Here is a 26,463-nt window from a genome sequence, read left to right on the forward strand (position 1 = left end):
AGAAAGGAATCAGCAATGGCGAGAGTAACATTGAAACTGCGGGGTTTGACTTGCGATAAGTGCGTCCAGCACGTGACCGAGGATTTAAGCGAATTAGAGGGGATCTCTCAGGTGAAAGTCACTCGCGACGAGGACAAATCCGGGACGGCTGTGGTCACCGGTGCGGATATCCCGGCAGATGAGGTGCTAATTGAGACAGTAAAAAGCGCCGGGGACTATACCGTGGAAGCCATCGAGCGCCAATGACCAAAGCGGTAAACACAGCGGCAAACACCAGGGAAGTAACGCTAAAAATTGGGGGCATGACCTGTGCTTCGTGCGTGGCGCGAGTGGAAAAAAAGCTTAATCGCCTCGACGGGGTAGAGGCGGAAGTCAACCTAGCTTTAGAGACCGCCCACGTCACGTTATCCCAGTCAGTAGCGGTAGCTGACCTTATTTCGACGGTAGAGAAAGCTGGGTACACGGCGCAGCTTGCGGGGGATGTTGCGGGGGGTCACGCGGGTCATGAGGTGCCAGCCGAGGTGGCGCCTCATAAAATAAACTCATCTTCCCAAATAAGCCAATTAACGCAGAGTGATAAGGGATTAAAGTCAAGCCGACACGCCGATGGGAACCCTAAATCCCCGCGAGCGGTGGGCGGGGAAGCCGCAGTAAAAGACCCTAAAACCTCCCGGAGTCACGGCTTGGCGAAATCACTGGTAATAGGCCTGATTTTAGGTCTACCTGTGATGATACTTTCGATGGCTCCCGCGCTGCAGTTTCCTGGTTGGCAGTGGCTAGTGGCCGGATTATCCTTGCCGGTCATAGGCTATTGCGCTAAGCCGTTTCACCGCGCGGCTTGGCAGGCACTGCGCGGGGGCACGGCCACTATGGACACCCTGGTGTCCCTGAGTATCCTGGTCGCAACGATTTATTCCTGGGCGGCGGTGCTGTTCACCCCGGCAGGACATATCGGGATGACGATGAATATGTCCCTGAATCCACTGGAAGCCGCGAGCCACGTGGACGGGATGGGGCACGCGCCCGAGATTTACTTTGAAACCGGCGTGATGATTACCGTGTTCCTGCTGATTGGGCGGTTTTTAGAGGCACGAGCCAAATCCCGCGCCCGGGAATCCTTGGATGCCCTGCTAAATCTAGGTGCGAAAACCGCCACTCGCGTGAGGCGCGCAGCGAGCGACACGGCAGCGGCGGATGTGGTTTGGCAAGAAACTGTGGTTGACGTGGTTGACTTAAAGCTGGGGGAGTTCTTCCGGGTGCAACCCGGCGAGAAAATCGCCACCGACGGGCGGGTTATTGAGGGGGTATCCAGCGTTGACGAATCCATGTTGACCGGCGAATCTATGCCGGTAGCGAAGACCACCGGGGATACGGTAATCGGAGCAACGATAAACACCGAGGGTACGCTGATAGTCGAAGTCACCCGGGTGGGGTCGCAAACCCGCCTGGCGCAAATCACGCGCTTGGTCACTTTGGCTCAGGCCGGCAAAGCCCCGGTAGCAAGATTAGCCGACCGAGTATCGGCGGTGTTTGTGCCGGTGGTAATAGGTATCGCAGTATTGACCTTTACTGGCTGGTTGCTGGCGGAAAAACCCCTGGTATCCGCCTTGAGCGCCGGAATCAGTGTGCTGATAGTGGCCTGTCCCTGTGCCCTGGGCTTGGCGACCCCCACCGCCCTGCTGGTGGGATCCACTAGAGCCTCGCGGGCGGGAATTCTCTTGTCTGGCCCGCAAGTTCTGGAAGAGGCTCGGGGAATCAACACGATAGTTTTTGATAAAACCGGTACTTTGACTCGCGTAAAACAAATATCTCGGGTTGACTTGTTTGACAAAAATACGCCGGGGATGGGGCTGGCACCTCATGAATCCGAAACCCCACCCCAGCCAGGCAAGTTCACCGAGGAAATCAAACCCGAAGCCGCCCCGGCCATCAGCCAACTGCGGGAACTGGGCATCGAGCCGGTTATGCTCAGCGGCGACACCGCAGGGCGCGCCCAGCGCGTGGCAGACGCGGTGGGCATCGAACAGGTCGTCGCCGAAGTCACCCCCGAAGGGAAACTAGCAGTGGTGCGCGACCTGCAAGACGAAGGCAAAACCGTGGCCATGGTAGGCGACGGAGTGAATGACGCGGCCGCCCTGGCTCAAGCCAACCTGGGAGTGGCGCTGGCCAGTGGCACCGACGTGGCGCTCGCAGCCGCAGACATCACCCTGGTAAACCCGAGCCTCACAGCCGTACCCGCAGCAATCCGAATTTCGCGCGCAACCCTGCGAGTAATCAAACAAAACCTGGCCTGGGCTTTCGGATACAACATCTTAGTGATTCCCCTCGCGGCGGCGGGATTATTGCACCCGATGCTCTCAGGGGCACTCATGGCAGCCAGTTCGGTGATAGTGGTGACAAATTCCCTGCGACTGCGCCGTTTACAAATCCTGCCCGACACGTAGGCTGACCGAGCATCGGCTCAAATCCCCCGCCCGTTGGGGCGCTCGCGAGAGGCGACAGGGGGAGTTCCCCCTCGCGTTTTGCGCGACTATTGTCGCAAAACGCTCACCCCCCAGCCTTTCTGAGGTGCCCCGTGATCCGGGCTTGCCTGGTATTCCGCGCCGCTTATTGAATCAGAAATGTTGCCTCTGGGCGCAGGAAGGCAATGCCCTGGTCGAAAGTTGCCAGCAAAGCATCGTGATGCAGGGCTAGCTCGGCTAAGTAAACGTCGGTAACCTGACGGAATCCCCGAACTCCTGTCCAGTTGGCGTCATCATAGTGCAAATCGTCAGGAATCCTTTGTACTTTGGGAATAGCACAAAAATCGGTCAACAGCTGGCATGCGACAGAGAAATCGAAATGGTTTCTGATTATGAAACGGAATAACGCGCCTTCCGTAATGGGACACGTCAGAACCGTATCCGCTTGCGCAAACCACCGCAGAACCACATCATGGTGCTGGTGGGTGCTGATGTTAAAGGCTATCAGCGCATTGGCATCAATCAGGTAGTTCGTCATCTTCGTCCTGCGCTAGAAATGTCTTGACTTCCGCAGAAGTCACTACCCGCCCCAGGGAAAGCGATGACCACCCGGTATTGGGATCTTTCACAACCCTAAACGGAGGATGTACAGGAGTGGATTGCGCCGAGACGATGCCCTCACGGATGAAACTAGCGGCCAAGTCGCTAAAGTCGACACCGCGTGCAGAAGCGAGCTGACTGACTTTTTCCGCCAAATCAGGGGGTAATTCCACAGTGATGCCCATGTGCTAATTATCGCAAACACAGGTTTTTCTCACAAGGGTGGTGTTTGCACTGGGGGTTTGCCCGGGCTGGGGCGCTCGCGAGAGGCGATAGGGGGAGTTCCCCCTCGCGTTTTGCGCGACTATTGTCGCAAAACGCTCACCCCTCAGCCTCTCTGAGGTGCCCCGTACCGCCGGGCTTGCCTGGTATTCCGCCGTTTTCGTCCCGGGTGGCAATGTTTATTCTCCGTGCTTCGGGCTTGCCTGGTATTCCGCGCTCCGTGTTCTGGGCGCGTCCGGCTTTCCGGATAGGCTTGTGTTCGCTGGTGGTGAACAGCGTGCGGGGGGGGGTGCTTTATTAGTATTTTCTTACCCGATTGTTTTCTAACGTTAGGAGTTTGATTATGGGTGTGAAGAGATGGCTGGTGGGGCTGGTTGCGGCTGGTTCTATGCTTGGTTTGGCTGGCGTGTCAGCCGTGCCGGCGGTGGCTGGCGGGTTGGCGCATGAGCGTTTGGCTGGCTCGTCTGGGGTGGAGACGTCTCTGGCGGTGGCGAAGCATACGTGGGGAACCACCTGGCCGGTGGTGTATGTGGCTTCTAATCGTAACCCGGTGGATGCCCTGCCGGCGGCGACTATCGGGGATGGCCCGGTGGTGCTCACTGATGGTAAGGGTCTGAATCTGGGTGGGGTGAAGCCCGGCAAGATTGTGTTGCTTGGTGGTGTGGGTGCGGTGCCGCAGGCTATCGAGGATCAGGCGAAAGCTACAGGTGCCGAGGTGGTTCGTTTGGCGGGGGCGGATCGTAATGCTACGGCGGTGGCTATCGCGAAACAGTGGGTGAAGGTTAATGGCACCCCGAAGAATGTGTATGTGACGAAGAATACGGGTTCGGGTTCCCCGGATGCGGTCGCAGCGTCAGTGTTGCGTGATGGCCCGATTTTGACGTTTACGAATGATGCTTCCGCAGCTGCCTTGCCGGGGGTCGTCTCCGAACTGAAAGCCGGTAAGGTTACTGCCCTGGGTGGTGGTGCTGTCGTACCGGATACCATTCTCAACACGGCTGCTGGTGGTAAGGCGACGGCTCGTTTGGCGGGGGCGAACCGGTATGAGACCGCGTTCACTATCGCGAAGTACGGGAAGGTTCAAAAGTCCGGCAGTGTGGTGTATTTGGCGTCGGGTACTGGGTTGAAAGACGCGATGGTCGCTGGTGCCGCGAAAGACGGGGTTATCCTGTTGAGCCCATCTAATGGGGAGGGTGTGAAAGCGAAAGCCGACGCCCTGGGTGCTAGCAAACTCATGATTATCGGCGGAACCGGCGTCATGCCCGATACTACCGTCCAAGCCGCCACCACCGGCATAATTCCGAAACCTAAACTGAAAGACATGACCCTCGCAGAAATGCGCGCCAACTACCCATTAGCAGGCGAACCCGAGCACTTACCGAGCGACATCGCTTCGTATTCGTACTGCCTGGACGATGGAGACGAATTCCGTATTTTCTACGATGCAATTGGGATGCCGATGGTTTTTAAAGCCGAACCTTACACTGACATGACTCCGCAACGCCTTCTGGATATGTGGCCTTGGATGTTTAAGGATTTGAGCGACGCGCAACGTTGGTTTACCGATTCGAATTACCGAAATTACGGTGACATGACGGATCCTACGGCTATTTACGGTTTTGGAACGTTCCTTGCAGCCAAACCCAAACCCAACAACGTGGATGCAGATCACTTTGCTTTTTATCTTTCCCAGTGCCGTAAAGGCGCGGAACACCCCGAATGGGCCAAACCCTTCCCCTACGGAAAACGCTTCGAAGAAGCAGGCTATTCCTGTGCCGGTGACAAAACTGGTTTAAAGTGTTTCTATTGGAATGATGGGGACTCGACCGAAAACAATCCGCACTGGTGGACAGCTATACCTTAGCCGCATCTGAAACTGGCTGATGGTCAGAAACTCGCATTCCTGACCACGTTGGGGGTGTCTGCCATCCGGCAGACACCCCCGCAGCTTTATTCCCATCTTCTTGAGTGAAGCCCATCTAATCTTGGCGCCTGTGTCCTATTGCCCCTCGGGCCTCGCATCCGTCCAGGTGGTCACGGATCCACGTTACGAGGAGGAGGCGTTGTTTTTTTTGGGGATACTTTTTAGGTCTTTGCGAGCGGCATTGGTCCAGCGGACTTGATAAGTCATTTGCTTGGGTCACTCGTCTTCCATGACTTCGCGCATAATCTCATCCGTGGTGTAACGGGTGCCGTCGTCTTCTTTCAGGGCTTGCATATAGTCCTGAGTCAGGTTTGCTGCACACCCGTATTTTGAGCGTTTTTGCTACATGTAACAAAATCGCTCAAAGTGAAGTAGACTAACGGTGTGGAAATCCGCCGGGACGTTTATCTCAATCAGCTCATTGACCGAATGCAAAACGGGATGATTAAAGTCATTACCGGGGTTCGGCGCTGCGGAAAAACCTACCTGCTGTTTAGGCTTTTCGCCGATTATCTGCGTCGGGAACTGGGCGTAGATGATGAACACATTATTGAACTCGCGCTGGATACGGAAGATGCGACAGCTTACCGCGACCCCGGCGTGCTTAACGATTACCTGAAATCCAGGCTCCTTGACAAAACCTCCCAATACTACGTGCTCATTGACGAAGTCCAGTATGCGATTACAAGCCAAGAGCTGAAAGGGACGGCGGCTCCGCGCCTTTACGGAGTCTTGAATGGGTTGCTCCGTTCCTACAACGTGGATGTTTACGTGACAGGCAGTAACTCGAAGATGCTTTCCACTGATGTGCTGACCGAGTTTCGCGGACGCGGGGACGAGGTTCGGGTGCGGCCACTGTCTTTTGCAGAGTACATGAGTGGATTCGACGGGGACCGGTATGGCGGTTGGGCGGAGTATGTGCTCTATGGGGGAATGCCGCTGGTGCTGTCGATGCGCAGTGACCAGCAAAAGTCGCGCTACCTGGAGCGCTTGTTTGCGGAAACTTATTTAAAGGACATTATTGCCCGGAACGGAATTGAGAAAACTCAAGAGTTAGAGGACTTGGTGAATGTGCTGGCGTCCTCGGTTGGTTCGCTGGTGAACCCGTCGCGGATAGAGGCGACGTTTAAGAGTGTCCTGAAGTCAAAACTCTGCGCGAACACCATCGCGTCCTATATCGGGTATCTAAAGGAGTCTTTCCTGGTCGAGGCGGCGTCTCGCTATGACGTGAAAGGTCGGAAGTATATCGGGAGTCCGCAAAAATACTATTTCGAGGACGTGGGGCTGCGTAACGCCAGGTTGAACTTTCGCCAAGTCGAGGAAAACCACCTGATGGAGAACATTATCTATAACGAACTGCGCCTGCGGGGTTTCTCGGTCGATGTCGGTTGCGTGGAAAAACAGGCTCGTCAAGATGGCAAAGTCATACGGAAAAACCTCGAGGTAGATTTCGTGGCAAATCTGGGTTCGCGGCGCTGCTACCTGCAATCGGCCTGGCGTATCCCGGACTTGGAAAAGGAACGCCAAGAGAAAGCTCCGCTTGTGGAGGTCCCGGACAGTTTCAAGAAAATCTTGCTGGTGCGCGATACCGTGAAACCCACCTATGACCAGCACGGAATCCTCACTATGAGTGTCCTCGATTTCTTGCTTAATCCCAACAGTCTCGATTAGTTCCCGGGGTTAGTCCCGTGCCGGGGTAAGTTTTTTTAGTGGTGGTGGGCGCTTCGTCGCGGGGGCGCACGCGAGAGGCGGAAGGGGGAGTACCCCCTCGCGTTTTGCGCGACTATTGTCGCAAAACGCTCACCCCCCAGGCTCTCTGAGGTGCCCCGTGCTCCGTCGCGCCCAACACCCCGGTTCGGGTCGCGTATGGTGATAAAAGGTGGGATTTGGGCTGTAGCTGCCATTATTGGCATCTACAGCCCAAATCTTCCTAGTTATCCACGCCTGGGGGAATCTCGCGGGCGTGTATGAATGAATGGTTTAGGTCCTGAAAATCGCCAATATTGGCGATTTTACGTACTTACTTTCGCCAAATTGTGGGATAATCAGGACATAGTTAGTCGTATCGCGATGTGTGCGTGGAAAGCTTTAGGGGCTAGTCGTGAGTGGAGAGGGAAGAATGCAGCGTTTTTTAATGAAAAAGCTGTTGGAGTGGCGGGACTTGCCGGGGCGTAAGCCTCTGGTTCTAAATGGAGCCAGGCAGGTGGGAAAGACCTGGCTGCTGCGTGAATTTGGTCGACAGCACTTCGAGAACGTGGCCTATATCAGCTTGGACACTAATCCGGGTTTTGCTGCACAGTTTGAGGCTGGGTTCGACATTGACCGCCTGCTGCTGATGATTCAAGCCGAGACCGGGGAAGTGGTCACCCCCGGGAAAACTTTGATTATTTTTGACGAGATTCAAGAATGTCCCCCGGCGCTGACTTCGCTGAAGTATTTTTGCGAAAACGCTCCGGAACATGCCATTGCTGCGGCCGGTTCGCTGCTAGCGATTACCTTTCATAAAGGTAGTGGTTTCCCAGTGGGGAAAGTTGATTTACTGAATCTTTTTCCCTTGAGCTTCCGCGAGTTTTTGGAGGCTACTGGGAATACCACGTTGCGTGAAGTTATTGATGCCGCTGATTGGAAATTGCTGAGTGCCTTGTCCACTAAGCTCCAAGATTTACTCAAACAGTATTATTTCGTTGGGGGGATGCCTGAATGTGTGGCATCTTTTGCGCAATCTCACGATTTCAGCCGAGTCCGTCAGATTCAACAGGCTATTCTCTTTGGTTATGAACGCGACATTTCCAAGCATCTCGGCGCAAAAGCTGAGCCTGCTCTCGCGGCTTGGCATTCGTTGCCAGCACATCTGGGGCGAGAAAATAAGAAGTTCATCTTCGGCAACGTCAAAGAAGGCGCGAGAGCGCGCGATTACCGCAGCGGCATAACTTGGCTGACCGAAGCTGGTATAGCAACCATGGTGCCGAGGGTTTCTAAACCGGGCATTCCGTTGCGAGCTTATGCTGATGACGCAGCGTTTAAATTGTTTGCCCTGGACGTGGGGATTTTGGGGGCATTGGCGGACATCGATTCTGCCGCCATAGCGGCTGGGCACACCTTGTTCACAGAGTTCAAGGGGGCTTTGACGGAACAATACGTGTGTCAGCAGTTGCTTTCGGAAGGTGAGTTCACGCCCTATTACTGGTCAGCGCCAAACTCACAGGCAAAAATCGATTTCTTGGTGCAAGCCGGGGAAAACATTTACCCCTTGGAAGTCAAAGCTCAGGAAAATCTGCGTTCAAAAAGCCTGCGTGCCTTTTTTGAACGCTATCCCGAGACCGCCCCGCGCCGGTTCAGCTCTTCGGATTTCCGTGACCAAGATTGGATGAAAAATGTGCCCCTTTATGCGGTTGGCAACTTCGAAGCCTGGACAAATACCCGGCGGAAATGAATGCGCGCGTGTTCGTCGGGTTAGACCCGTGTTGTCACAGTGACGTCTCTATTCTTGTGCCGAGGTAGGGTTTTGGTGGGGTGCGGAATTGTCGGGTGGTGTTCGCTGGTGGTGAACAGCGTGCGGGGGGTACTTTATTAGTATTTTCCTACCCGATTGTTGTCTAACGTTAGGAGTTTGATTATGGGGGTGAAGAGATGGCTGGTGGGGCTGGTTGCGGCTGGTTCTATGCTTGGTTTGGCCGGTGTGTCAGCCGTGCCGGCGGTGGCTATCGCGAAACAGTGAGTGAAGGTTAACGGCACCCCGAAGAATGTGTATGTGACGAAGAATACGGGTCGGGTTCCCCGGACGCGGTCGCCGCATCGGTGTTGCGTGATGGCCCGATTTTGACGTTTACGAATGATGCTTCTGCGCCAGCCTTGCCTGGGGTCGTCTCCGAACTGAAAGATGGGGAGGGCGTGAAAGCGAAAGCTGACGCCCTGGGTGCTAGCAAACTCATGATTATCGGCGAAACCGGCGTCATGCCCGATGCTAGTCGCGGATGTGCTCAGCATAAAGTTGTTGTTTAGTTGGCGGCATCGAGCCAGACTACCAAGTTGCCCGTAATGCTTCAGGATTCACGGTGGATTTCCAACGGAGCAGGCTCGGGTAGATGACTGACACGTGACAGCACCAGGTAGGAAACCACCAGAATTACCAGGTAGGGAATCCCGGCATACCAGGCCACCGCCAGACCCGCCCAAGGCAGGGCAACAAACACCGCGATACTAATCAAAATCACCAGCCAGTTCACCACCGGATACCCCCACAGGCGCGCTGGAGGACGCTCATCAGTAATCGAAGCGTAATGCTTACGGAACTTTAAATGTGTCAGCATGATAATTACCCAAGTCACCAAGATTCCCACGGTGGCACAACCGTAAAGGTACATGAAAGCCTCGGCGGGACTGACAATCGCCAGCACTGAAGCCACCACGAAACACAAGGTAGCCAAGGTAACTGCCCCGCGCGGCGCCCCGTTTTCGGCGGTACGAGCCGCGAAAGCCGGAGCCATCCTGTCCAAGGCCAGAGAATGAATCATGCGGGAACCCGAATACAGGCAACCATTGGCCGCCGACAGCGCCGCGATCAACAGAATCGCGTTCATCACATGCCCGGCGGCGGGAATACCTACCATGTCCATTACTTTCACGAAAGGCGAGGCCTCGGCATTACCGGAAGCCTTCACAGTTTCCTGCCAATCCTGCAGAGCCAGGATTACACCAATCCCCAGGACGTAAAAGAACAACAGGCGCCAAATCATGGTTTTCGCGGCACGCGGAATGGAGCGACTGGGATTCTCCGATTCCGCCGCCGCAATCGACACGTTTTCGATACCGCCGAAACTGAACACCGCCATGCAGGTAGCCAGCAGGACGCCGGTCAAACCCAGGGGAGCGAAACCGCCGTGAGCCGTGAGATGGCTCAAGCCCACTGGTTCGGGATGCGCGGGGGAGCCGGTGAAAATCAGCGACACGCCCAGCAGGATGAACACCACCACGGCGGTGACCTTAATCATCGAAAACCAGTATTCGGCAAACCCATAGAGCCGTACCGTAGCCAGGTTTAGCCCGACAATGAACAGGGAACATAGCACGGTGCCCACCCCGATGTGCAAGCCGGGAAACCAGTGCTGCAGGTAGGTAGCCGAAGCGGTTACTTCCGCGCCGACGGCCACCAGCATCTCTATCGCCAGATTCCAACGCGCCAGGTATCCCCCGCTTTTCCCCAGGAAAGAAGCCGCTACCGCTCCGTGCCCGCCGGGAATCGGATAGACCGAGACGATTTCCGCCAAGGCCCACACGACTGCGAGCGCTACCATTCCCGCCAGGCAATAGGACACAATCGTGGCTGGACCCGCAAAAGAAATCGTAGAACCTGATCCCAAAAACAATCCGGTTCCCAGGGCGCCCGACAGCCCAATCATGGCAATCTGACGGTGGGTCAGCCGGCGTTTCAGTTGAGTGTGCGGGGTGTTATCCCGGGGTTTCTCGCTGTTGCCGGGGATGCGGTTGGATTGTTTTTTCGCGTCTTTTTGGCTCATGACACGCAATTATGTCACGGGTCGTAGGGGAAAAAGAATTTGCCCAACTTAGGTTAGCCTTGTAATGATGCGGTTTCAGGTCACGGCCCGGCAAACTCCGGTCCGGCTTTCGCGCTGCCACGCGCTTCGGTTACCAGCCCGAAACCTAGGGGTTTCACGACTTCCACTTGCACAATCCAGCCGTTTACTTGGCATGATGCCAGCGTGGCACGGTTTTTCGCGGCGTATTCTGCGGCGGTGGCGCAGCCCGAGCCGCCGGTCAACACGTCGGTGGCGGCCATAAGTGCCGTTAAATCGGCGGCTTCATGAGCGGCGGTCGCACCGGCGGCCGCCACTGCGATTTGCGCCACTCCCAGCATCAGAGAGACCCCCAGCAGGATTAACCCCACCGCCATGACGGTGCCACTGCCACGTTCCCCTCGCAGTTGCCTGGTGAAACCACCGAGGCAAACGCCCGCTTTACCAAGAATCTTCACGGGCTATCACCGCCTCGGAACGAGCCGTCATTCCCAGCAGTCCCAACATGGATGGCAACTGCCGTGAGGCCACACAGTGCACGTCTTTCCCGACAGAACCTACGGTCAGGTTCCCCCCGCGACCCAGGAGTTGTTCCCCGGCCGCCAGCGCCTTGCCGGTGTCTTCCCCGATAGCCACGGCGCGGCAAGCCGCTCGTGCCGCCGCACTGACCTGTACCTGGGTCATGCCTGCCATCCCGGTCAAACCCAAAGCAACTATCACTAGGATTACCGCCGGGAAAGTCAAAGCCAGTTCGGCCGTGGCCATGCCGGACTCCGAACCCAAACGGGTTCGCAGTCCGACACGCCGTGACGCGTTCACGCGGCTTTTACCTAACTGACGTGTTTTCATCAGATTTGCAGCGCGGTTTGGATAATGTGCTGCAGGGCATCCTTGATTTCCCCGCCCTTCATAATCATCAACAACAGCCCGGCAAAGGCCGCCGCCGCAAGTGTTCCAATTGCGTATTCGGCGGTAGCCATGCCTTCTTCGGCGCGCAGCTTCCAGGCCAAGAAACGCGAGAGTTTCCCCCATTTCCCAACACTCTGCCCGGCAACCTGCCCGGCATCCACCGCCACCGCAGCATTGTCGATATTCTTCGGATTCTTTTCCATTATTTTCTCCTTCATTCTCTTGGAAATTGTCGACTGGGCACCCAGTCGACCCGCCCCGCAGATTTGCGGGGAAGTCTAGTTCGCCAGCAGTCCCTCCAGGGTGGAAACCACCACCGGCACGATTCCCAGCGCAAAAAACGCCGGCAGTAAACACACCCCGAGCGGCACCACCAGCCGCACCCCGAGTTTCTCGGCGGCATTGACCGCCTCGTGGGTCAAATGCGCCCGGGTTCGCGCCGCGCCGCGCACCAGCAGCGGCACGGGCGAGGCTCCCTCCTCCCAGGCGGGTTGCAACACGTCGGAAAGCTGTTCCCATTTCCCATCCGAATCCGACCAGGCTTCCTCCCAGCTCGCCCCCAACAGCAGCATCCGCGCCACTACAGCCAAATCTGTCTCGCTACTGGCGGCACTCACGGCCTGCAAAGAGGCCGTCAACGACACCCCGTTTTCCTGGCAGGCCGCGATAATATCCATTGCCAGGGTCGGATCCAGGCCGCTAACCCCCGGGTTCATGGCACGGCGAATCATCGCGTGTGACCACAGATTGCCCACCACCATCAACACCGCTCCGACCACGAAAATCCCCGTGTTCAAGCCCCCAGACAACGCCATCCCCAGCACGTCTACCCCAATGAAACTGGCCATTACCAGCGCCGCCAGGGGCAGCACCCCCAACAACCGGGCGGTGGCACGCGGGCCGACCTGGGCAGCGTGACGTTTCGCCCCGGCTTCAAGTTGGGCGGCAATCCCATCGGCCACCCGGGTCAAAATCTCGGCCAAAGGCGCTCCGACCTCGGTGGATACGGCGGTAGCAATAAACATGGCGCGCAGAGCGGCCGCTGTGGCTTCTTTGTGGTGCAGGGTTGCCAACGGATTGCGCGCAACCTGCCCCCGGAATCGGTGGCGCCAGTTTTCGTGGGGATTCTCGGCAAAGGCTTTTGCCGCCGCAAAATCCAAATCTGGGTGTAAACGACGCAAAGTCACTTCCCAGGCCGAAGCAATATCCGCCCCGGCAATCAGCCGCGTCGCGACCTCGGCGCACAGCATTCCCGCGTCAAGTTCTTTTAGTTTCGGTTTCATGAGGCGCGAGCCGATTTTTCGGCGTTTCCTCTGCTTTGGTGCCTGGCCTAATTCAGCGTCGACTTTGCGGATATTCGCGCCTATTCCCGCGATAATTCCTGCGCCGACCAGCAGCACCACAGCCACAACTAAAGATATTTCTTGGGTGTTATCCATCCAATCGCCTCCTCCCCAGAGCTATCCCCTCATGAACCCCGACGCAACCAACAGCTCCACCAGAACCTCCAGCGGACGGCGGGGTGTCACTGGCACCGTCGACACCACCTGCGGCACCACCCGCCCCAGCACTAAAACCGCTGTCGCCGCTGGGAATCCGCGCGGGTAAACCCAGTCGTGCGGCGAACTCTGGCCAGGCCGTGAGCCCCCGTGCCACCCCGTCGGCGCCAATCTCTAACACGGCCTCGGCGGCCAACTCGCCGCGCGCATTGCGACATAACCGCGCTAGTTGCACTACTTGGCGTCGCACTCGCCCGTTCTCTGCCTGGAAGCGCCGCAAATGCACCACCACCTCGAAGGCCGGCAGTGCCTGGGCGCACACGGTGTCGCGGCTCATCCCCGCCAAAGCTCCCAAGGCCTCTAGTCGGGCGGGCACTTCCACGGCCGAATTGGCGTGAATCGTAGCCCAGCCCCCGCGATGCCCCGTATTCAAAGCCGAAAGCATCTCGCGCACCTCCGGGCCGCGAGCCTCGCCCAGAATCAGCCGATCGGGTCGCATCCGCATCGCGGCTTTCACTAGATCCGACAGCGATACCCCGCCGGCACCCTGTACATTGTCCTTGCGAGCCTGCAGGTGGACCACATGGGGGTGATTGGGACGCAACTCCGAGACTTCTTCGATACAAATCAGGCGTTCCCCGGGGTCAATCAGCCCCAACAAACACGCCAGCAACGTGGTTTTCCCGGTGCCCGTAGCCCCCGTGACCAGCCCGGATACCTTGCCTTGGACAAGTCGCCCCAGGACTTCGGCCAGCCACGGGGTAATCATGCCCGAGGCAATCAGCTGTTCTGGACTCATCGCCAGCGGAGCCGGCACGCGCAACGACAACACGGTGGAAGCCCCGGAAAGCGGGGGTAACACCGCGTGCAGGCGCACCCCGGAAGGTAGGGTCGCATCAACTATCGGAGTCGCATCATCCAGGCGTTGCCCAGCGGCCGCAGCCATCCGCACCGCCATTTGCCGCAAAGACCCAGCGGAATCCAGATGGAAATCCTCGACGCGTTCCAGGCCGTGTCCCGCATCAATCCAGGCTTCTTCGGGCGAATTTACCAGCACGTCGGTCACTCCGGGTCGTGACAGCAAGGCACCCAGCGGGGCATCGATGCCTTCGAGAGATTGACGTAAACCCCGCGCCCCCGCTGCCAGCTCAGACGTGGTGGCGAAAGGGGGAGCGACCTGCAGGAATGCTTCCTCCGGGGCGGTGCCGGTCGCCACTGCCCGGCGCATCGCGAGCACACTCATGCTTCCACCTGCCAGCCGGTTGCGTTGGTGGGGGCGGATTCATGAGGTGTAATCCGCAACGATGGCCACTGGTTTTGAAACGCGTCCAGGTCTTGGTACACGCGATGGGCGATGGCCTCAAATTCGCGACGCACCGCTTTACGCGCCGGCCAATAGATACCTTCTTGATTCCACAGTTTTTGGTCTTTGGGGTGATTAGCGAGGCGGAATACGGGGATATCTAGATGTGTCGCTTTTAAAGCATGGTTGACCTGGTTGACGGGAAGGCTCCCGGCGGATTCTTGCATCAAGTACGTCGGCACTTTGTTCGCTGCTTTGCTCGGGTGCAACACCACGTCTTCCCAGGCCAAAACGGTTTGCCGGGTGCAGTTTCCCACCCAAATCTGGGCAGCCACCGCCAAATCCAGTGGATTTACCGCCATCCCGAAGTCCACTACGACCAGACGAAAAGCCTGGGTGAGGGCACGGAGCACCGCTTGAGCTTGCGAAAGCTGGCTGGGGGGAATAAAACCCGAGCCGCTGAGCACCGCGACCTCGCCCCACCGGGGGAGTCCCGCCGCGAGACGGAAAGGGGCGGGCAGCCCGGGGCGCAGTAGCTGGCGCCAATCCCAGCTAGTGCCGTGAAACGGAGCCAAATAGGCTCCGAGCGGTAAAGTTGAGCCGCTGAAATCCACTAGACACACGGTATTTTTCCAGTCGGAATCAGTATAGTTTCCTAAATCGACAGCGCCAGAGGTTTTAGATGTGATTTGTTCTTGGCTCCAGGCAACCTCGAAACAAGACTGGGCAAGCAAGGCCGCTGTGACGGTCGTGTTCACCCCGGAAACCAAACCGCGCACCCCGATCACTTGAGCCTGGGGTCGTTTAGAGCTGAGCAAAGCGAGGACTTGCTCTTCGTCTTGGGGCAACACCAGGTCACTTTTAGAGCCGCTGCCAGCCAAAGACACCGCCACGGCGTGGCGGGGCGCGAGATGGCGAACTTGGGGGGATGTCAAAACCAGAGCGGTGCCTGGCCAATAGCCGGGCGAAGGCTGGCGGTCAACCTTGAGGACGATTCCCGCCAAGTGAGCCAGGCGAGTAACGTGTTGAACCAACTGGGTTTCATCCCGAGTACATAACAGCGTGGCGATGTTTTCCATGACCCCAGTGTGGCGGGCGGCAGAGGCCGAGAACCAGGCACAGATTATTTTCCTGTGGATTAAAGGGGTTTTAGCCCGGTTGTGGAAAACTGAGAAAACCACTATCTGGCCAAGGAAAACTTCTGTTTTCAGGACCTGTTTAGCGCAAACTTAGGAAGTGTTATGACCGGCGTTATACAATCGAATTGTGTCTGATACGCCCCAACCACCGTTTCAACCGCCCGCAGATTCGGGGCGGGTCGGTTTCCCGTCGCGCCGTAATCGTCGCGGCGGTGCTGGGGAGTGGCCGGTGGTACCGGTGCCAAACCAGGGGATGCCCACGCCGGGTCATCGCGGCGGACAGCCCCTAAACCCAGGTCGAGGAATGCCCGGAATGCCCGGGGCAGCCGCGCAACCGGGGCAGCCGCGACCGGCAGGACGACCCGGAATGCCCGGCTCGGTTCCACCCGGTGGAATGCCGGGGATGCCGGGAATGACACCAATGCCGGGACAACCCCAACCCGTAATGCCGGGGATGCCGGGTATGCCTGGCGCAGGAATGGCGCGACAGCCCCACCCTGGCCCGCCCGGGATGCCGGGTCAAGGTGGCGCACCAGCGATGCCGCGCCGAAATCCCACGCCGGGAACCCCCACTAGTCCAGCGTTTTCTTCGGGGAGTGCCAGCCAATCCGGCATGCCCCTCATGAATCCGAGACCATCAGCCGCACCGAACCAACCCGGCGTGGCTGCAAACCCCGAGGCTTTTCAAGCGACACCGTCAGTCGCGCGAATGACGAGTCGATCCAGGCGCCAAGCCGGCAGCATATCCGCTGCCGGGCAGGGCGCGTCACCCGCGTCACCCACCCCGGCCGCTCCGGCCGCTCCGGCCGCCCCGACCGGCAGAGCGGCGCGACCCCGGCCAAAACCAGCCCCCAGTCGAGCCGCGAATCGCGCGCCAGGTGTGTCGAACCCGGCACAAAATCCAGTGCCGCTGACATCGTCTGAACCAGACGAATTGACTGCATTTTCAGTCGAGGCGGTGCCGGATTCTCTAAATCAAGGCGCACCTGTTCCAGGGCAAGCCCCCGCCCAGACCCCGAATCAAATCCAGCCTGAGCCGGGGGAAACGATAGAGTTGACGGCGCCGGACGCTGTGGATGATGCGCCGGACTTGGGTGCGGGTGACTTGACCAATCCGGCCGGGGTCGAACCGAGCGCCGCGCCTGGCGCGCCTGGCGCGAAGCCTTCGGCTGAAACCGCCGATTCCACTGCCCCGGTTCGTGACCAATCCAAGCCCCCAGCGGAACCCAAAGCCCCCAAACCGCCGCCCAATACCTTGAAATCCAACCTGATTGGGATTTTCTCAGGGCTTTTCATCACGCCCGTAGCGATGAGCTTTATGATTTACGGCTGTAAAACCATGATGGATGCTGCCCATGCCGGCGGGATTCCCGCCGTGATTCTGGGGTTGTTTGAAATCCTCGCGGCGACTTCGCTTTTTGCCTTGACTGGCGTGGTGACAGGGTATTTCTCGTCGTTGTCTTGGGCGGTTTCCGCCTTGTGGCCGGTGTTGCTCACGGTTTTGGCCGGTCCCATTCGTTCCCTGGTGGCCTCGCATAACGACACGTTAACCGGGGTTTCGGATCGTTCCTTGTGGTGGGATTTCCTGGGTGGGGTCTCGACTTTGACGGCTTCAGGTTTGTTCCCGACCATGGCGATTGTGATGGTGGGGGCTTCCTTGGCTTCCCAGGTGGCGTATCTTTCGGGGCGCGAAATGACCCGCAAAGAACACCAGGTGATGGAAACGGTAGATAAACAGCCGGGCGAGCCGGTGGTGCCGCGGTCGCGCCACCGCGATCATTTCCTGTCCATAGTTATTGCCCTGGTGTGTAACACGGGGGGGATGCTGTCTTTAATTCCGCTGCATGATCGTCTGGCGGTGATTACAGGCGCGACGGGGCATATCACGGAGTTCCCGCCGGTGGCACAGTATGGTCTGCCGATTTTAGGGATTTTGCTGTTGTTTATAGAGGTTTACGCGGGTTCGCGTTCGGCGGCGGGTCTGTTCGTGGCGGGTTTCGTGTGCGGGGTTATTCCTGGGGTAGTTTTGACTTTCGGCGAGGTTTCCACTTCCGGGTGGACCGAGCATATGGTACAGTTTTTTTCCGAGCGTCTCACCGCTTCGATGCACGTGTCGGGCGGGCCTTTGACTGCCTTCGGGTTTGTGTTGATAGCTTGCGGTTTAACCCTGTATTGGTGTCGCCAGTCGGGTAAGCGTGATCAGCTCGAGGAGCTCGCCGCCACTGGGGTCATTTAGGGTTCATGAGGTGCCATTTACGTTCCGGGCGTAAGTTATAACGGTGTGGCAGCAGAGTATCACGGGGGTTTTGAGCTAACTTAGAGGGAGACTGTCGACAGGAGAGACCCGTGAACGAAACCGATAATCAGACCCAAGACCTGCCAGAATATCTGCGCAAGCAAGAGCCAGATTTGACAGGAAATGCTATCTTTCTCTCTGAAGAGAGCCTAACGGAAACACCGGTGGTTCTTCCCGAAGATTCGTCAATCACGTCCACTGCTGGTCGTGAGGATTCAGGGGAAACCCCGGGGGTCGATACCCCGGATGTGCCGCCCACTACGGTGGCGGATGTGCCGCCTCAACCGGTCGAAACGAGGGAACCGGAAGCAGCGGCGGCGGTTACGGACACGGCTAACTCCCCGGAAAATTCAACTCTATCAAGTCCCGTCTTGGGGAAAACGAAAAATCCCGAGCCGCAAGACCCAGAATCGGAAGATAACGCGGCGGGCGAAAGCCCCGCCGCAGCTGAGGAAAGTCCCGCCCCGGTAGAGAAAAGTCCGGTTTCCTCCGAGGCACCTCATGAAACCGTAATCCAACCGGAGGACGACGCGGTGCCAGACCCGGAAACGGCGGTCGCGCCACCGCGAAGCGCGGACTCGAACGAGGCTGCGCCGGGCGAAAAGCCTGCCCCTGTCCTCGGCGTGCCCAGTCCCTATCCGCAACCAGAATTACCGCAAGAACCGCAGGTAGCTGCGCAAGCTGAGGCCAATTTCACCACGGATGGGGATTCGGAAACCACGGTGGTACGTCGCAAATCCCTGCTGGGAGGGCAAACCACCGAAACTATTGCCCCGCTTAATCCCCCGACGGGTGAAACTGGAGAACCCCAGTGGCAGCCGCGACCCGCGCAACTGCTGGGCAAGGAAGACACCCAGCTCAACGAGGCCACCGTTTTGGCCGGCGCTTCTATCAAGCCCGCGAAAATCTCGCGCGCGGGGGCACATTTCGGGTCTTTGCTGACCTGTCTGTTGGCCTTGCCTTTTGCCTGGGCTTTCCTGAAGCACTCTCACGGGTTGCTCTATGCAACCGCAGAATCCACTTTTAATACGGGTCGCTACTCGATAGAAGGCCTGAGCTACCTGGTATTAGGCCTGGCGCTGGTAGTGATAATGGGACTCGCGGCTCGCTTGTCCTCGCTGGGTCCCTTCCTGGTGGGAATCCTGGTGACTCTTGGCGGATTATCCTTTGTGGTGATGCCGGTATTTATCAAGAATAACCTTGATTCAACCTTGACGTGGTTGTCGAATTCCAAGCTTATTCCTTTCCAGAACTTGTCTTATTTCTTGGCCTCTTCGGGTTTCTCGGGGGATTTCCTGGCGATGGGGGTCGCCCTGTTAATGATTGGGGTTGTGGGTCACACCGCGCGGCGTCGCGGTCGCACCGACCAAATCGCGGACAAGGCCCTGGCCAAGACAGAAGCACTACAATAAAACGAAAAGCCAGGGTTTCGGATGGCACCTCGTGAAGCCTGCGACTTCACGAGGCGCGAGCCGAAACTCCGGTGAATTTTAGCTGGCGCGCGGTCGCCACCAGAATCCGCGCCAAAGAATACCGGGAGGGATAAGTGGTCGAAGAAACCAATCTGGCGACTATGCGCATCCGCACCGGCGAGTTTTTCGAACGGGTCATGAAAAAGCTGGGCGATAAAGTTAACCGGGTCACCATGGAGGAACGGTTTCAATTCTCCAACTCTGGCGACCCCTTGAATCGGGTTTTTGCCTTGAAATCCGGGAAAGTAAAGTTGACGCGGTTGTCAACCCTAGGGCGTGACCACCTGTTGGAAATCCTCGGTCCGGGTGACGTATTCGGCCTGGAAGCACTGGTGGGCGAGAATGTGTGGTTCTATACCGCTACCTCTATGGAATCAGTCGAGGTCACCTGGGCGCACGTCGAGGATATGCGCCAGGTTCTGGCCGACAACCACAATTTAGAAATGCAACTGTTGCGATCCTTTGCGGCGTTAACCCAACAACGCTATGAACGCACTATGACAATCCGGGACTTGGACGTGCCCGGACGTTTGGCAGCGGTTTTGCTGTATCTGGGGGAGCGTTTCGGCGAAACCAGCGAAGGCGGACTGGTGTTGCCACGCGGGCTGACCCAACGGGAACTGTCACAAATGATTGGAGCCTCGCGGGAAACCGCGAATAAAATCCTGGCGGATTTCTGTAATCGCGCCTGGATTACCCACGAAAACCGGCTAATTACCATCATTGACTGGGAACGGTTGAACCGACGTGCCTCTTGAACCGGCGACGCGGTTACGGCTGCCCCGCTTGGCTTTGGTGACTCCCGGGGGGATATATTTTCACGAGGTGCCAAGAATTTACGCTGGCACCTCGTGAAACCGACCCCTAGAGGGGACGTTTAAAGTAACCCACCAGCGAATCCGAACCACCCGGACCGGGCACAACCGCAACCAGCTCCCAGCCGTCTTGACCGAACTGGTCAAGAATCTGTTTCGTGTTGTGAACCAGCAGCGGAGCTGTGAGATATTCCCATTTCGTCATGTCTGCACTCTATCCTATTTTCACGGCAGTAGCGCGTTTCGAGGCTCGCACATGCGCCAAAACGTGAGGAGCGTGTTTAGTGCGCAATTCCTCGGCCAAAGTGTCGTCGGCTTCACGCAACCATTTCTCCCAGGACTTGACCTCGGGATAGTTACGCAACATGGCGCGGCGCTCCCGCTCTGTCAAGCCCCCCCACACCCCGAAAGAGGCGCGGGAATCCAGGGCATCGGCAAGGCATTCGATACGCACCGGGCAGCCGAAGCAAATCGAGCGAACCTCGCGCTGGGCAGCTCCTTGAACGAAAAGTTGATCTGGGGGGATATCCGCGCACAGAGCTTGCGCGGCCCACGTCTGGTCTCCATTGACTGACATACTCATCTTTCTACTAGACGTCCGTAACGTCTAAAATCCTAGTCAGGAAACGGTAAAACTTCAAGGCCGCTCTGATGATTGGGCGGGCGAAGCCAAGCTTTTTAGGGTACAATCCCAGGTCAACACGAATTAGGCCACCACGGGTGGCGGCGGGAAGTCCTGACATTCACCCCGGACGCAACGCGGGGAAACCTCGCTTGGCAGCGGCACAAATGCCGCCGCCAAGCTGATTTTGAATCTAGTGGAAACCCGAGCGGAGAGGCTCTAAACTTGAGACATGGGGAATGAAACCGTGAACACCGGGTGTCCAGTACGCAAAATTCGGGTGGTAGGACTGCTGATAGCCTTTGTGGCGGCCTGTGCCGTGGCCGGGATTTTTACCGCCGGACTGGCCTTGCCGGTGGTGGGAACCGCCGCTCTGGTCAGCGCCAAAGGAATGCAATCCTTCGACGATTTACCCAGTGATTTCACGGCTTCGCAGCCTTCGATGAAATCCATTATCACCGCTGCCGACGGCACTCAAATCGCTGAATTTTTCGCGGAAAACCGGATAGCGGTGCCGTTGAAGGACGTGGCGCGTACCCTGCAACAAGCCGTGGTGGCCATCGAAGATCGCCGCTTCCTGGAACACCGCGGGGTGGATATTGAGGGCATGAGCCGTGCGCTGTTGTCGAATCTGGCAGGCAACAACCTGCAGGGAGCCTCTACCTTGACCCAGCAGTATGTTAAAAACCTGCTGATAGAACAAGGCCGGGCTGCTGGCGACCCCGATATGATTGATGCCGCCTCCGAGACCACCATTGAACGCAAGGCGCGGGAAGCCAAACTAGCACTGTCCCTGGAACAAAAAATGTCGAAATCTGACATCCTGGAAGGCTACCTCAACATCGCCCAGTTCGGACCGTCGGTCTACGGGGTGGAAGCCGCCTCGCGACATTATTTCTCGAAATCCGCTAAAGACCTTTCTTTGGCTGAAGCCACGCTTTTAGCTGGAATTCCGCAATCACCTAATGGACACGACCCCGTAACCAACCCGAAATCCGCCACCCTACGCCAACACGCGGTTTTAGCGGCGATGGTGCGCGACGGATATATCACCGCCGCGCAACGTGACCAAGCGGCCGCATTCCCTGTAGCGAAACTGTTGAAAGTCTCGAATGCCCAGCAAGGCTGCGGTCTGGCCGGCAACGCGGCGTATTTTTGTTCCTGGGTGGTGGGCGAGATTCTGTCTTCGCCGGAATTCGGAGCGACCTACGCCGAACGCCAACGCTTGCTGTTGCGCGGGGGGTTAGAGATTAAAACCACCTTGGATCCCAAAACCCAACAAGCCGCTTTTGACGCAATAACCGGGCGTATCCCCGTAGGCGACCCCTCGGATGTCAAGATTGCACTGTCCAGCGTTCAACCGGGAACCGGCAAAATTCTGGCGATGGCGCAAAACACCAATTTTGGGGTTGAACCCGGTAATAACGGGGTGACCGAGACTTCGTATAATGCCGATTACAACCACGGGGGTAATGCGGGTTTCCCTACCGGGTCAACCTTCAAGGTCTTTACCCTCACCCAGTGGTACCAAGAAGGCCACGGCGGGCTGGATGTGGTTGGCGGTCGCTACCTGGTGCCGCGACACGAATGGAATATCTCTTGTGCTCCGGAACTGGCGGTGGACTATTCCTTTTCGGAAACCGGCGAACTCAAGCGCGGTGCGATGACCGTGGAGAGTGGTACCGCGTACTCAGTCAACGGGGTGTTTATCGATATGGCCTCCAAAATGGATTTGTGCGATATTGCGAATACTGCCGCAAAATTGGGTGTTACCAAGCCTAACGGGACACCGCTGACTCCCAACCCGGCTTTTGTGATTGGGGCGGGTAACGCCACCCCGCTGCAGATGGCGAATGCCTATGCGACTTTCGCGTCCCACGGGGTGTTTTGTTCGCCGGTAGGCATCACCTCAGTGACGGATTCCACCGGGAAATCCTACGATGTGCCCACCGCGAACTGCCACCAAGTGTTAACCCCGGATGTGGCCGACAAGGTTGCTGTTACCCTGCAAGGGGCACTGCGCAGAGGTCCGGGTTCCACCGCCGCGATTTCCCGCCCGGCGGCGGGTAAAACCGGCACCACCGACGTGAACGACAATACTTGGTGCGCGGGTTTCGTCCCGCAGCTGTCGGCCGCCATCTGGGTGGGGCATTCTAACGGTAATATTCCGGTGGGTCACCAGGTTATCGGGGGACGCTATTACGGCTCGTTTTTCGGTGCGTCCCTGGCGGCTCCAGCCTGGGCGACGTTCATGAATGGCGCTTTGAATGGCGTGCCAGTCGCCCCATTACCTCAGGTGAGTTTGGGAGGGGGACGTGCCTTTGCGAAAGTGACGGATCCTGATGCTACCATCAAGCCCACTCCGAATGTCAGCACTCCGACCCCGGGTGCCCCGGGTGTCCCGGGAGGAAACGGCCGCGGGGGATTACATAACGGTGGTTCTGGCAACGCCGGGGGTAATGGCGCCAACAATCCGACTACCCCCGCTCAACCTGGTGGTGGCGCGAATGGTGGAGCGAATGGTGGACCGAATGGCGGCGCGAATGGTGGAGCGAATGGTGGAGCGGACGGTGGAGCGGACGGAGGTAGCGGAAATGCCACGAGCCCCGGCGGTTCGGGGGATTCCACGAACCCGGGCGGCAACCCGGCTCCTCCCGCGCCGGCTCCTCCCGCGCCGGCTCCGGCACCCGGCGGGGCGACGCAATGAAAACGGATACTTATCAAATGGTAACTTTTCTAAAGTAGTGACAGTGGCGGCCAGTCGTGGCCGTCACTGCGGTTGCGAACGTGGCCTAGGGAAGTTCCGGCATAGACAGAGAGGGAAGTTATGGCCTTAGGACAGTGGGTGGCGCTTGGTGGCATAGCCGCAGGCACAGCAGCCTGGGCAGCTGAGCGAGCTTCCCATGACTATCAGTTGGTTCGATTCCAGGTTCCCGCCCGGGTTTGCGGCTCGCGCCTCATGAATTCGGCGCAAACATCGGCTTTTCCATCGCCGAATCCTACGCGCGACGCGGTGGACGGTGGCACAGCGGCGACTGAGTCGACCCCCGGGGCGGTGCCTCCGCTGCGGATTTTGCACTTGAGCGACACGCATTTGTATCGTGGGCGCGAGGATTTAACGGCGTGGCTGCGTCGTTTGGCGACTCGCGCCGGCCAGGATTTTGACTTCGTCGTGTTGACCGGGGATATGTTGGCCACCAGTTTTGGCGACGCGCACCTGGCCACGCGGGCTTTCGCGCCGCTGGTGGCCAGCGGGGTTCCGGGGGCGTACGTGTTTGGGGCTCATGATTATTACGCAAACCGGGCGGGGAATCCCTTGGGATACCTGGTAAAGGGCGTGGCTGGGTGGCTCGCTGGATTGCGTGGATCCGGTCGGTGTTTCGCGGCGGCTGTCCCGGCTGGCTCGGCTGGCTCGGCGCGCGCGGGTATGTGGAGTGGCGCGCGGCGGGTTTCGCGGTCTGAGCGAACCGGAAGTCAGGGGGGCTCCGGGGATTTTGGTCGGGTATTTCGCGATTTCCTGGCGGATTCCCCGTGGGTGGATGTGAATAACCGCCAGACGGAGTTATCGGCTGCGGGGTGGCGGGTGGCTTTGGCGGGGGTCGACGATCCGCATATCGGTCGCGATGTTTTCCCGGGGTTTCCGGGTGCGGGTGCGGCTGGTGGGGTGTCGCTTCGGGCGGATTCATTAGGTGCCATCGGGAATTCCAGCGCCGGGCGGGAGGGCGAGTCGCCCGGGAATCGTGCGCGATTGCGGATTGGTTTGGCTCATGCGCCTTATGCGCGGGTTTTGGATGCTTTCGAGGCGGCGGGCGCGGATGTGGTGTTTTGTGGGCATACGCATGGGGGTCAGGTGTGTTGGCCAGGGGGACGTGCCTTGGTGACGAACTGTGATTTAGGGTCGCGTTTTGCCTCGGGGGTGTTTTCTTGGGTTGACGGACAGCCAAGCCGGGTGATGGAACCCGGTGCGATGCGGGTGAGTGTGAGTCCTGGGCTGGGGACTTCGCCGTTTACGCCGTGGCGCGTGTTTTGTCCGCCAGCCGCGTTTTTGGTGGAGTGTGGCAGAAATCAGTGAAGAAATGTGGTTTTGCGGGGATTTTTCCCGCAAAACCACGATACTCACTCTTTTTTGCCACGTATGTGGTGAGTTTCCAAAAATGGCGGCTTGCCGTTATACTCGAAGAGTTACACACGGGGTGTAGCGCAGCTTGGTAGCGTGCTTCGTTCGGGACGAAGAGGCCGCGGGTTCAAATCCCGCCACCCCGACCGAGCGAGCATCCAAACCGAAGGCGAAGCCTTCGAGCTTGTGATGCGAGCGAGGGAGGGGTACGCAATCGCGCAGCGATTGCAGGTACCCCGGCTTTTTTCTTTGAATCCTTGTTGTGCGTTGGGTACGCAATCGCGCAGCGATTGCAGGTACCCCGACTGTTTGTTTTCCCAGGTGGTAGCCTGTTTGATTTTGTGTTACATGGTCGTGTTTCATTTTTCGCGTACCCCGTGCGTACCCCCGTTTACTGCGCTGATGCTGGTGACGGGGCTGGGGCTGGTGGTGTTTTGGATGACTTGGTTGAGTGTGGCTAGGGAGGTTTGGTCGGCTTTGGTTCCTAGCCAGTGGGTGTAGCGTGATGTGGTGGTGAGGTCGGCGTGTCCGGCCCAGGCTCTTACGGTGGCGAGGTCTATTCCAGCGGCTAGCCAGATACAGATGGCGGTGTGGCGTAGGTCGTGGATGGTTGTGTGTGGTCAAATAAAAGTGAGCCGTTTGAGCGGTTGGAATTGAGCTACTTGGTGGCTCAGTTTTAGGGGCTGGCGGGTTTGGGTGTTTCCTCGTGTTGTGGGGGACACTGGCTCGTTCGTGGCTTAGGTTCCTGATGAATGATTTTTTCTATTAGTCAGGAAGGAAAGGAATGACGATACCAGTGTCCATTCAAGAACATATCAGACCTGAGTTGCACAATTGGAGTGACCCATTTTAGGTGTGGGGGTTGAAGGGGATTTTCTGCAGGATTTGTTGGATTTCGTCTGGTATGGGGTCGTCTATCGGGATTTCTGTGTTACCGATTCTGGCTAGTGTTCTGCAGATTGGCCCGAGTTTCCGCACGAGTTTCTTGGTGGTGATTCCGGTCTTTTGGTACAAATAGCGGGAGACTGCCAAAACGGCCATGACCACAGTCAGATGCGCGTCGATAGCGTCGCGTTGCCGGTGGAAAATCGGCCTGGCACGCAAATCGGTTTTGGATATGCGTCAAGGACTGCTCCACGTGCCACAGTTCGTTATACGAGCGATGAGAGGGTGTCAAATAGATTGTGTAAGTGGTGGGTGAGATGAAAGGATGCTGATTATGTCTATGAGTGCTGTTGATGATAAGGCTGCTGTTGTGGCGGTGGAGGGCGCGGCGGGTGAGTTGCGTCGTGAGTTTTTCAGTGATGAGTTGCTTGACCGACTGTTGGATGCCACGTCTCGTCGAGGCTGTACCCGCCACAACACTAACCCATAACGGAGTGACCCAAAACCACCACCCCAAAACCCCGCCACCAGCACAAACAGCCAGAAAACCCACCATATGCTACAAATATGTGCAACTCAGGTCATGAAGTCCACGTTGCCATAATCGCTTTCCGCTATCACCCCCGCATCCATGAGGCGCTGGCTCAAAATTGTAGAGGGTGCG

At 57.8% G+C, this 26,463-nt stretch carries 22 protein-coding genes, 1 tRNA gene and 3 pseudogenes; 13 read left to right on the plus strand and 13 right to left on the minus strand.

Going from position 1 to position 26,463, the window contains the following annotated elements; genetic code table 11:
• The first annotated feature begins 15 nt into the window (after positions 1 to 15).
• On the plus strand, positions 16 to 246 hold the full coding sequence (locus HMPREF0577_RS09130; RefSeq protein ID WP_004013564.1) for a heavy-metal-associated domain-containing protein: 231 nt from the start codon (positions 16 to 18) through the stop codon (positions 244 to 246).
• Positions 243 to 2,444, plus strand: a complete 2,202-nt coding sequence (locus HMPREF0577_RS09135) for a heavy metal translocating P-type ATPase (protein ID WP_004013565.1) — start codon at positions 243 to 245, stop codon at positions 2,442 to 2,444. Before HMPREF0577_RS09130 ends, HMPREF0577_RS09135 begins: the two co-directional genes overlap by 4 nt.
• Positions 2,445 to 2,607: 163 nt before the next feature.
• Here the strand turns inward: HMPREF0577_RS09135 and HMPREF0577_RS09140 are convergent, their stop codons facing one another.
• Positions 2,608 to 3,000 (minus strand): PIN domain-containing protein, encoded by a 393-nt coding sequence (locus HMPREF0577_RS09140; protein WP_004013566.1) that lies wholly within the window; start codon positions 2,998 to 3,000, stop codon positions 2,608 to 2,610.
• The gene (locus tag HMPREF0577_RS09145) at positions 2,981 to 3,247 is read right to left on the minus strand and encodes a hypothetical protein (RefSeq protein ID WP_004013567.1); all 267 of its coding nucleotides are present in this window, start codon (positions 3,245 to 3,247) and stop codon (positions 2,981 to 2,983) included. The genes HMPREF0577_RS09140 and HMPREF0577_RS09145 overlap by 20 nt, the downstream gene beginning before the upstream one ends.
• Before the next feature lie 380 nt (positions 3,248 to 3,627).
• On the opposite strand from HMPREF0577_RS09145, the gene HMPREF0577_RS09150 reads away from it, so the two are divergent.
• From HMPREF0577_RS09150 to HMPREF0577_RS12080, 4 genes and pseudogenes are all read left to right on the plus strand, one after another.
• On the plus strand, positions 3,628 to 5,148 hold the full coding sequence (locus tag HMPREF0577_RS09150) for a cell wall-binding repeat-containing protein (RefSeq protein WP_004013569.1): 1,521 nt from the start codon (positions 3,628 to 3,630) through the stop codon (positions 5,146 to 5,148).
• A gap of 444 nt (positions 5,149 to 5,592) precedes the next feature.
• Entirely contained in the window at positions 5,593 to 6,879 is a 1,287-nt protein-coding gene (locus HMPREF0577_RS09155; protein WP_004013570.1) for an ATP-binding protein, read from the plus strand.
• Between the two features lie 463 nt (positions 6,880 to 7,342).
• On the plus strand, positions 7,343 to 8,641 hold the full coding sequence (locus tag HMPREF0577_RS09160; protein WP_248613781.1) for an ATP-binding protein: 1,299 nt from the start codon (positions 7,343 to 7,345) through the stop codon (positions 8,639 to 8,641).
• Positions 8,642 to 8,824: 183 nt separating this feature from the next.
• Positions 8,825 to 9,177: pseudogene (locus HMPREF0577_RS12080) on the plus strand (cell wall-binding repeat-containing protein); the annotation flags it as partial.
• A gap of 74 nt (positions 9,178 to 9,251) precedes the next feature.
• On the opposite strand, the gene HMPREF0577_RS09170 reads toward HMPREF0577_RS12080, so the two are convergent.
• From HMPREF0577_RS09170 to HMPREF0577_RS09200, 7 genes are all read right to left on the minus strand, one after another.
• Complete coding sequence (locus HMPREF0577_RS09170; RefSeq protein ID WP_004013573.1) at positions 9,252 to 10,724, minus strand: amino acid permease; 1,473 nt, start codon at positions 10,722 to 10,724, stop codon at positions 9,252 to 9,254.
• 80 nt (positions 10,725 to 10,804) lie between these two features.
• The gene (locus tag HMPREF0577_RS09175; protein ID WP_050756890.1) at positions 10,805 to 11,200 is read right to left on the minus strand and encodes an Rv3654c family TadE-like protein; all 396 of its coding nucleotides are present in this window, start codon (positions 11,198 to 11,200) and stop codon (positions 10,805 to 10,807) included.
• A complete protein-coding gene (locus HMPREF0577_RS09180) occupies positions 11,184 to 11,561 on the minus strand; it encodes a TadE family type IV pilus minor pilin (RefSeq protein ID WP_231282655.1) in 378 nt (125 codons plus the stop codon). The genes HMPREF0577_RS09175 and HMPREF0577_RS09180 overlap by 17 nt, the downstream gene beginning before the upstream one ends.
• A gap of 29 nt (positions 11,562 to 11,590) precedes the next feature.
• Positions 11,591 to 11,854, minus strand: coding sequence for a DUF4244 domain-containing protein (locus HMPREF0577_RS09185; RefSeq protein ID WP_248613782.1), 264 nt, complete (start codon positions 11,852 to 11,854; stop codon positions 11,591 to 11,593).
• A 75-nt stretch (positions 11,855 to 11,929) separates the two neighbouring features.
• Positions 11,930 to 13,090: a type II secretion system F family protein gene (locus tag HMPREF0577_RS09190; RefSeq protein ID WP_004013577.1), complete on the minus strand. Its 1,161-nt coding sequence runs from the start codon at positions 13,088 to 13,090 to the stop codon at positions 11,930 to 11,932.
• Positions 13,083 to 14,393: a TadA family conjugal transfer-associated ATPase gene (locus tag HMPREF0577_RS09195; RefSeq protein WP_004013578.1), complete on the minus strand. Its 1,311-nt coding sequence runs from the start codon at positions 14,391 to 14,393 to the stop codon at positions 13,083 to 13,085. The genes HMPREF0577_RS09190 and HMPREF0577_RS09195 overlap by 8 nt, the downstream gene beginning before the upstream one ends.
• The gene (locus tag HMPREF0577_RS09200; protein ID WP_004013579.1) at positions 14,390 to 15,532 is read right to left on the minus strand and encodes a CpaE-like family protein; all 1,143 of its coding nucleotides are present in this window, start codon (positions 15,530 to 15,532) and stop codon (positions 14,390 to 14,392) included. The genes HMPREF0577_RS09195 and HMPREF0577_RS09200 overlap by 4 nt, the downstream gene beginning before the upstream one ends.
• 187 nt (positions 15,533 to 15,719) lie before the next feature.
• On the opposite strand from HMPREF0577_RS09200, the gene HMPREF0577_RS09205 reads away from it, so the two are divergent.
• From HMPREF0577_RS09205 to HMPREF0577_RS09215, 3 genes are all read left to right on the plus strand, one after another.
• The gene (locus HMPREF0577_RS09205; protein ID WP_004013581.1) at positions 15,720 to 17,828 is read left to right on the plus strand and encodes a hypothetical protein; all 2,109 of its coding nucleotides are present in this window, start codon (positions 15,720 to 15,722) and stop codon (positions 17,826 to 17,828) included.
• A 110-nt stretch (positions 17,829 to 17,938) separates the two neighbouring features.
• Positions 17,939 to 19,300 carry a hypothetical protein gene (locus HMPREF0577_RS09210; protein WP_004013582.1) on the plus strand — a complete coding sequence of 454 codons (1,362 nt, stop codon included), beginning with the start codon at positions 17,939 to 17,941 and terminating at the stop codon, positions 19,298 to 19,300.
• Positions 19,301 to 19,434: 134 nt separating this feature from the next.
• Positions 19,435 to 20,118, plus strand: a complete 684-nt coding sequence (locus HMPREF0577_RS09215) for a Crp/Fnr family transcriptional regulator (RefSeq protein ID WP_004013583.1) — start codon at positions 19,435 to 19,437, stop codon at positions 20,116 to 20,118.
• A 106-nt stretch (positions 20,119 to 20,224) separates the two neighbouring features.
• Here the strand turns inward: HMPREF0577_RS09215 and sp36 are convergent, their stop codons facing one another.
• Both sp36 and HMPREF0577_RS09220 read right to left on the minus strand, forming a co-directional pair.
• Positions 20,225 to 20,380, minus strand: coding sequence for a Sp36 family protein (gene sp36, locus HMPREF0577_RS11485; RefSeq protein WP_004013584.1), 156 nt, complete (start codon positions 20,378 to 20,380; stop codon positions 20,225 to 20,227).
• Between the two features lie 9 nt (positions 20,381 to 20,389).
• Positions 20,390 to 20,758, minus strand: coding sequence for a WhiB family transcriptional regulator (locus HMPREF0577_RS09220; RefSeq protein ID WP_004013585.1), 369 nt, complete (start codon positions 20,756 to 20,758; stop codon positions 20,390 to 20,392).
• A gap of 271 nt (positions 20,759 to 21,029) precedes the next feature.
• On the opposite strand from HMPREF0577_RS09220, the gene HMPREF0577_RS09225 reads away from it, so the two are divergent.
• The 3 genes from HMPREF0577_RS09225 to HMPREF0577_RS09235 all read left to right on the plus strand — a co-directional run bounded on the left by HMPREF0577_RS09225 (position 21,030) and on the right by HMPREF0577_RS09235 (position 25,060).
• Entirely contained in the window at positions 21,030 to 23,504 is a 2,475-nt protein-coding gene (locus tag HMPREF0577_RS09225) for a transglycosylase domain-containing protein (protein ID WP_004013592.1), read from the plus strand.
• Between the two features lie 120 nt (positions 23,505 to 23,624).
• Positions 23,625 to 24,869, plus strand: a complete 1,245-nt coding sequence (locus HMPREF0577_RS09230; protein ID WP_004013593.1) for a metallophosphoesterase — start codon at positions 23,625 to 23,627, stop codon at positions 24,867 to 24,869.
• Between the two features lie 117 nt (positions 24,870 to 24,986).
• Positions 24,987 to 25,060, plus strand: a tRNA-Pro gene (locus HMPREF0577_RS09235).
• A gap of 405 nt (positions 25,061 to 25,465) precedes the next feature.
• Here the strand turns inward: HMPREF0577_RS09235 and HMPREF0577_RS12085 are convergent.
• Positions 25,466 to 25,522, minus strand: a pseudogene (locus HMPREF0577_RS12085) (hypothetical protein); the annotation flags it as partial.
• A gap of 241 nt (positions 25,523 to 25,763) precedes the next feature.
• Positions 25,764 to 26,070 (minus strand): annotated as a pseudogene (locus HMPREF0577_RS11700) (IS1634 family transposase); the annotation flags it as partial.
• A 69-nt stretch (positions 26,071 to 26,139) separates the two neighbouring features.
• Here HMPREF0577_RS11700 and HMPREF0577_RS11495 point away from each other — a divergent pair.
• Positions 26,140 to 26,289: a hypothetical protein gene (locus HMPREF0577_RS11495; protein ID WP_169305152.1), complete on the plus strand. Its 150-nt coding sequence runs from the start codon at positions 26,140 to 26,142 to the stop codon at positions 26,287 to 26,289.
• The last annotated feature ends 174 nt before the right edge of the window (positions 26,290 to 26,463 follow it).

Origin of the sequence: Mobiluncus mulieris ATCC 35243 (assembly GCF_000160615.1) — a bacterium.
In the GTDB taxonomy this organism is placed as follows: domain Bacteria; phylum Actinomycetota; class Actinomycetes; order Actinomycetales; family Actinomycetaceae; genus Mobiluncus; species Mobiluncus mulieris.

Coding starts and splice junctions, on each gene's coding strand:
- HMPREF0577_RS09130 (WP_004013564.1), top strand. CDS start 16: ATGGCGAGAGTAACATTGAAACTGCGGGGTTTGACTTGCGATAAGTGC.
- HMPREF0577_RS09135 (WP_004013565.1), top strand. CDS start 243: ATGACCAAAGCGGTAAACACAGCGGCAAACACCAGGGAAGTAACGCTA.
- HMPREF0577_RS09140 (WP_004013566.1), bottom strand. CDS start 3,000: ATGACGAACTACCTGATTGATGCCAATGCGCTGATAGCCTTTAACATC.
- HMPREF0577_RS09145 (WP_004013567.1), bottom strand. CDS start 3,247: ATGGGCATCACTGTGGAATTACCCCCTGATTTGGCGGAAAAAGTCAGT.
- HMPREF0577_RS09150 (WP_004013569.1), top strand. CDS start 3,628: ATGGGTGTGAAGAGATGGCTGGTGGGGCTGGTTGCGGCTGGTTCTATG.
- HMPREF0577_RS09160 (WP_248613781.1), top strand. CDS start 7,343: ATGAAAAAGCTGTTGGAGTGGCGGGACTTGCCGGGGCGTAAGCCTCTG.
- HMPREF0577_RS09170 (WP_004013573.1), bottom strand. CDS start 10,724: ATGAGCCAAAAAGACGCGAAAAAACAATCCAACCGCATCCCCGGCAAC.
- HMPREF0577_RS09185 (WP_248613782.1), bottom strand. CDS start 11,854: ATGGAAAAGAATCCGAAGAATATCGACAATGCTGCGGTGGCGGTGGAT.
- HMPREF0577_RS09190 (WP_004013577.1), bottom strand. CDS start 13,090: ATGGATAACACCCAAGAAATATCTTTAGTTGTGGCTGTGGTGCTGCTG.
- HMPREF0577_RS09195 (WP_004013578.1), bottom strand. CDS start 14,393: ATGAGTGTGCTCGCGATGCGCCGGGCAGTGGCGACCGGCACCGCCCCG.
- HMPREF0577_RS09200 (WP_004013579.1), bottom strand. CDS start 15,532: ATGGAAAACATCGCCACGCTGTTATGTACTCGGGATGAAACCCAGTTG.
- sp36 (WP_004013584.1), bottom strand. CDS start 20,380: ATGACGAAATGGGAATATCTCACAGCTCCGCTGCTGGTTCACAACACG.
- HMPREF0577_RS09220 (WP_004013585.1), bottom strand. CDS start 20,758: ATGAGTATGTCAGTCAATGGAGACCAGACGTGGGCCGCGCAAGCTCTG.
- HMPREF0577_RS09225 (WP_004013592.1), top strand. CDS start 21,030: ATGGGGAATGAAACCGTGAACACCGGGTGTCCAGTACGCAAAATTCGG.
- HMPREF0577_RS09230 (WP_004013593.1), top strand. CDS start 23,625: ATGGCCTTAGGACAGTGGGTGGCGCTTGGTGGCATAGCCGCAGGCACA.
- HMPREF0577_RS11495 (WP_169305152.1), top strand. CDS start 26,140: ATGAGTGCTGTTGATGATAAGGCTGCTGTTGTGGCGGTGGAGGGCGCG.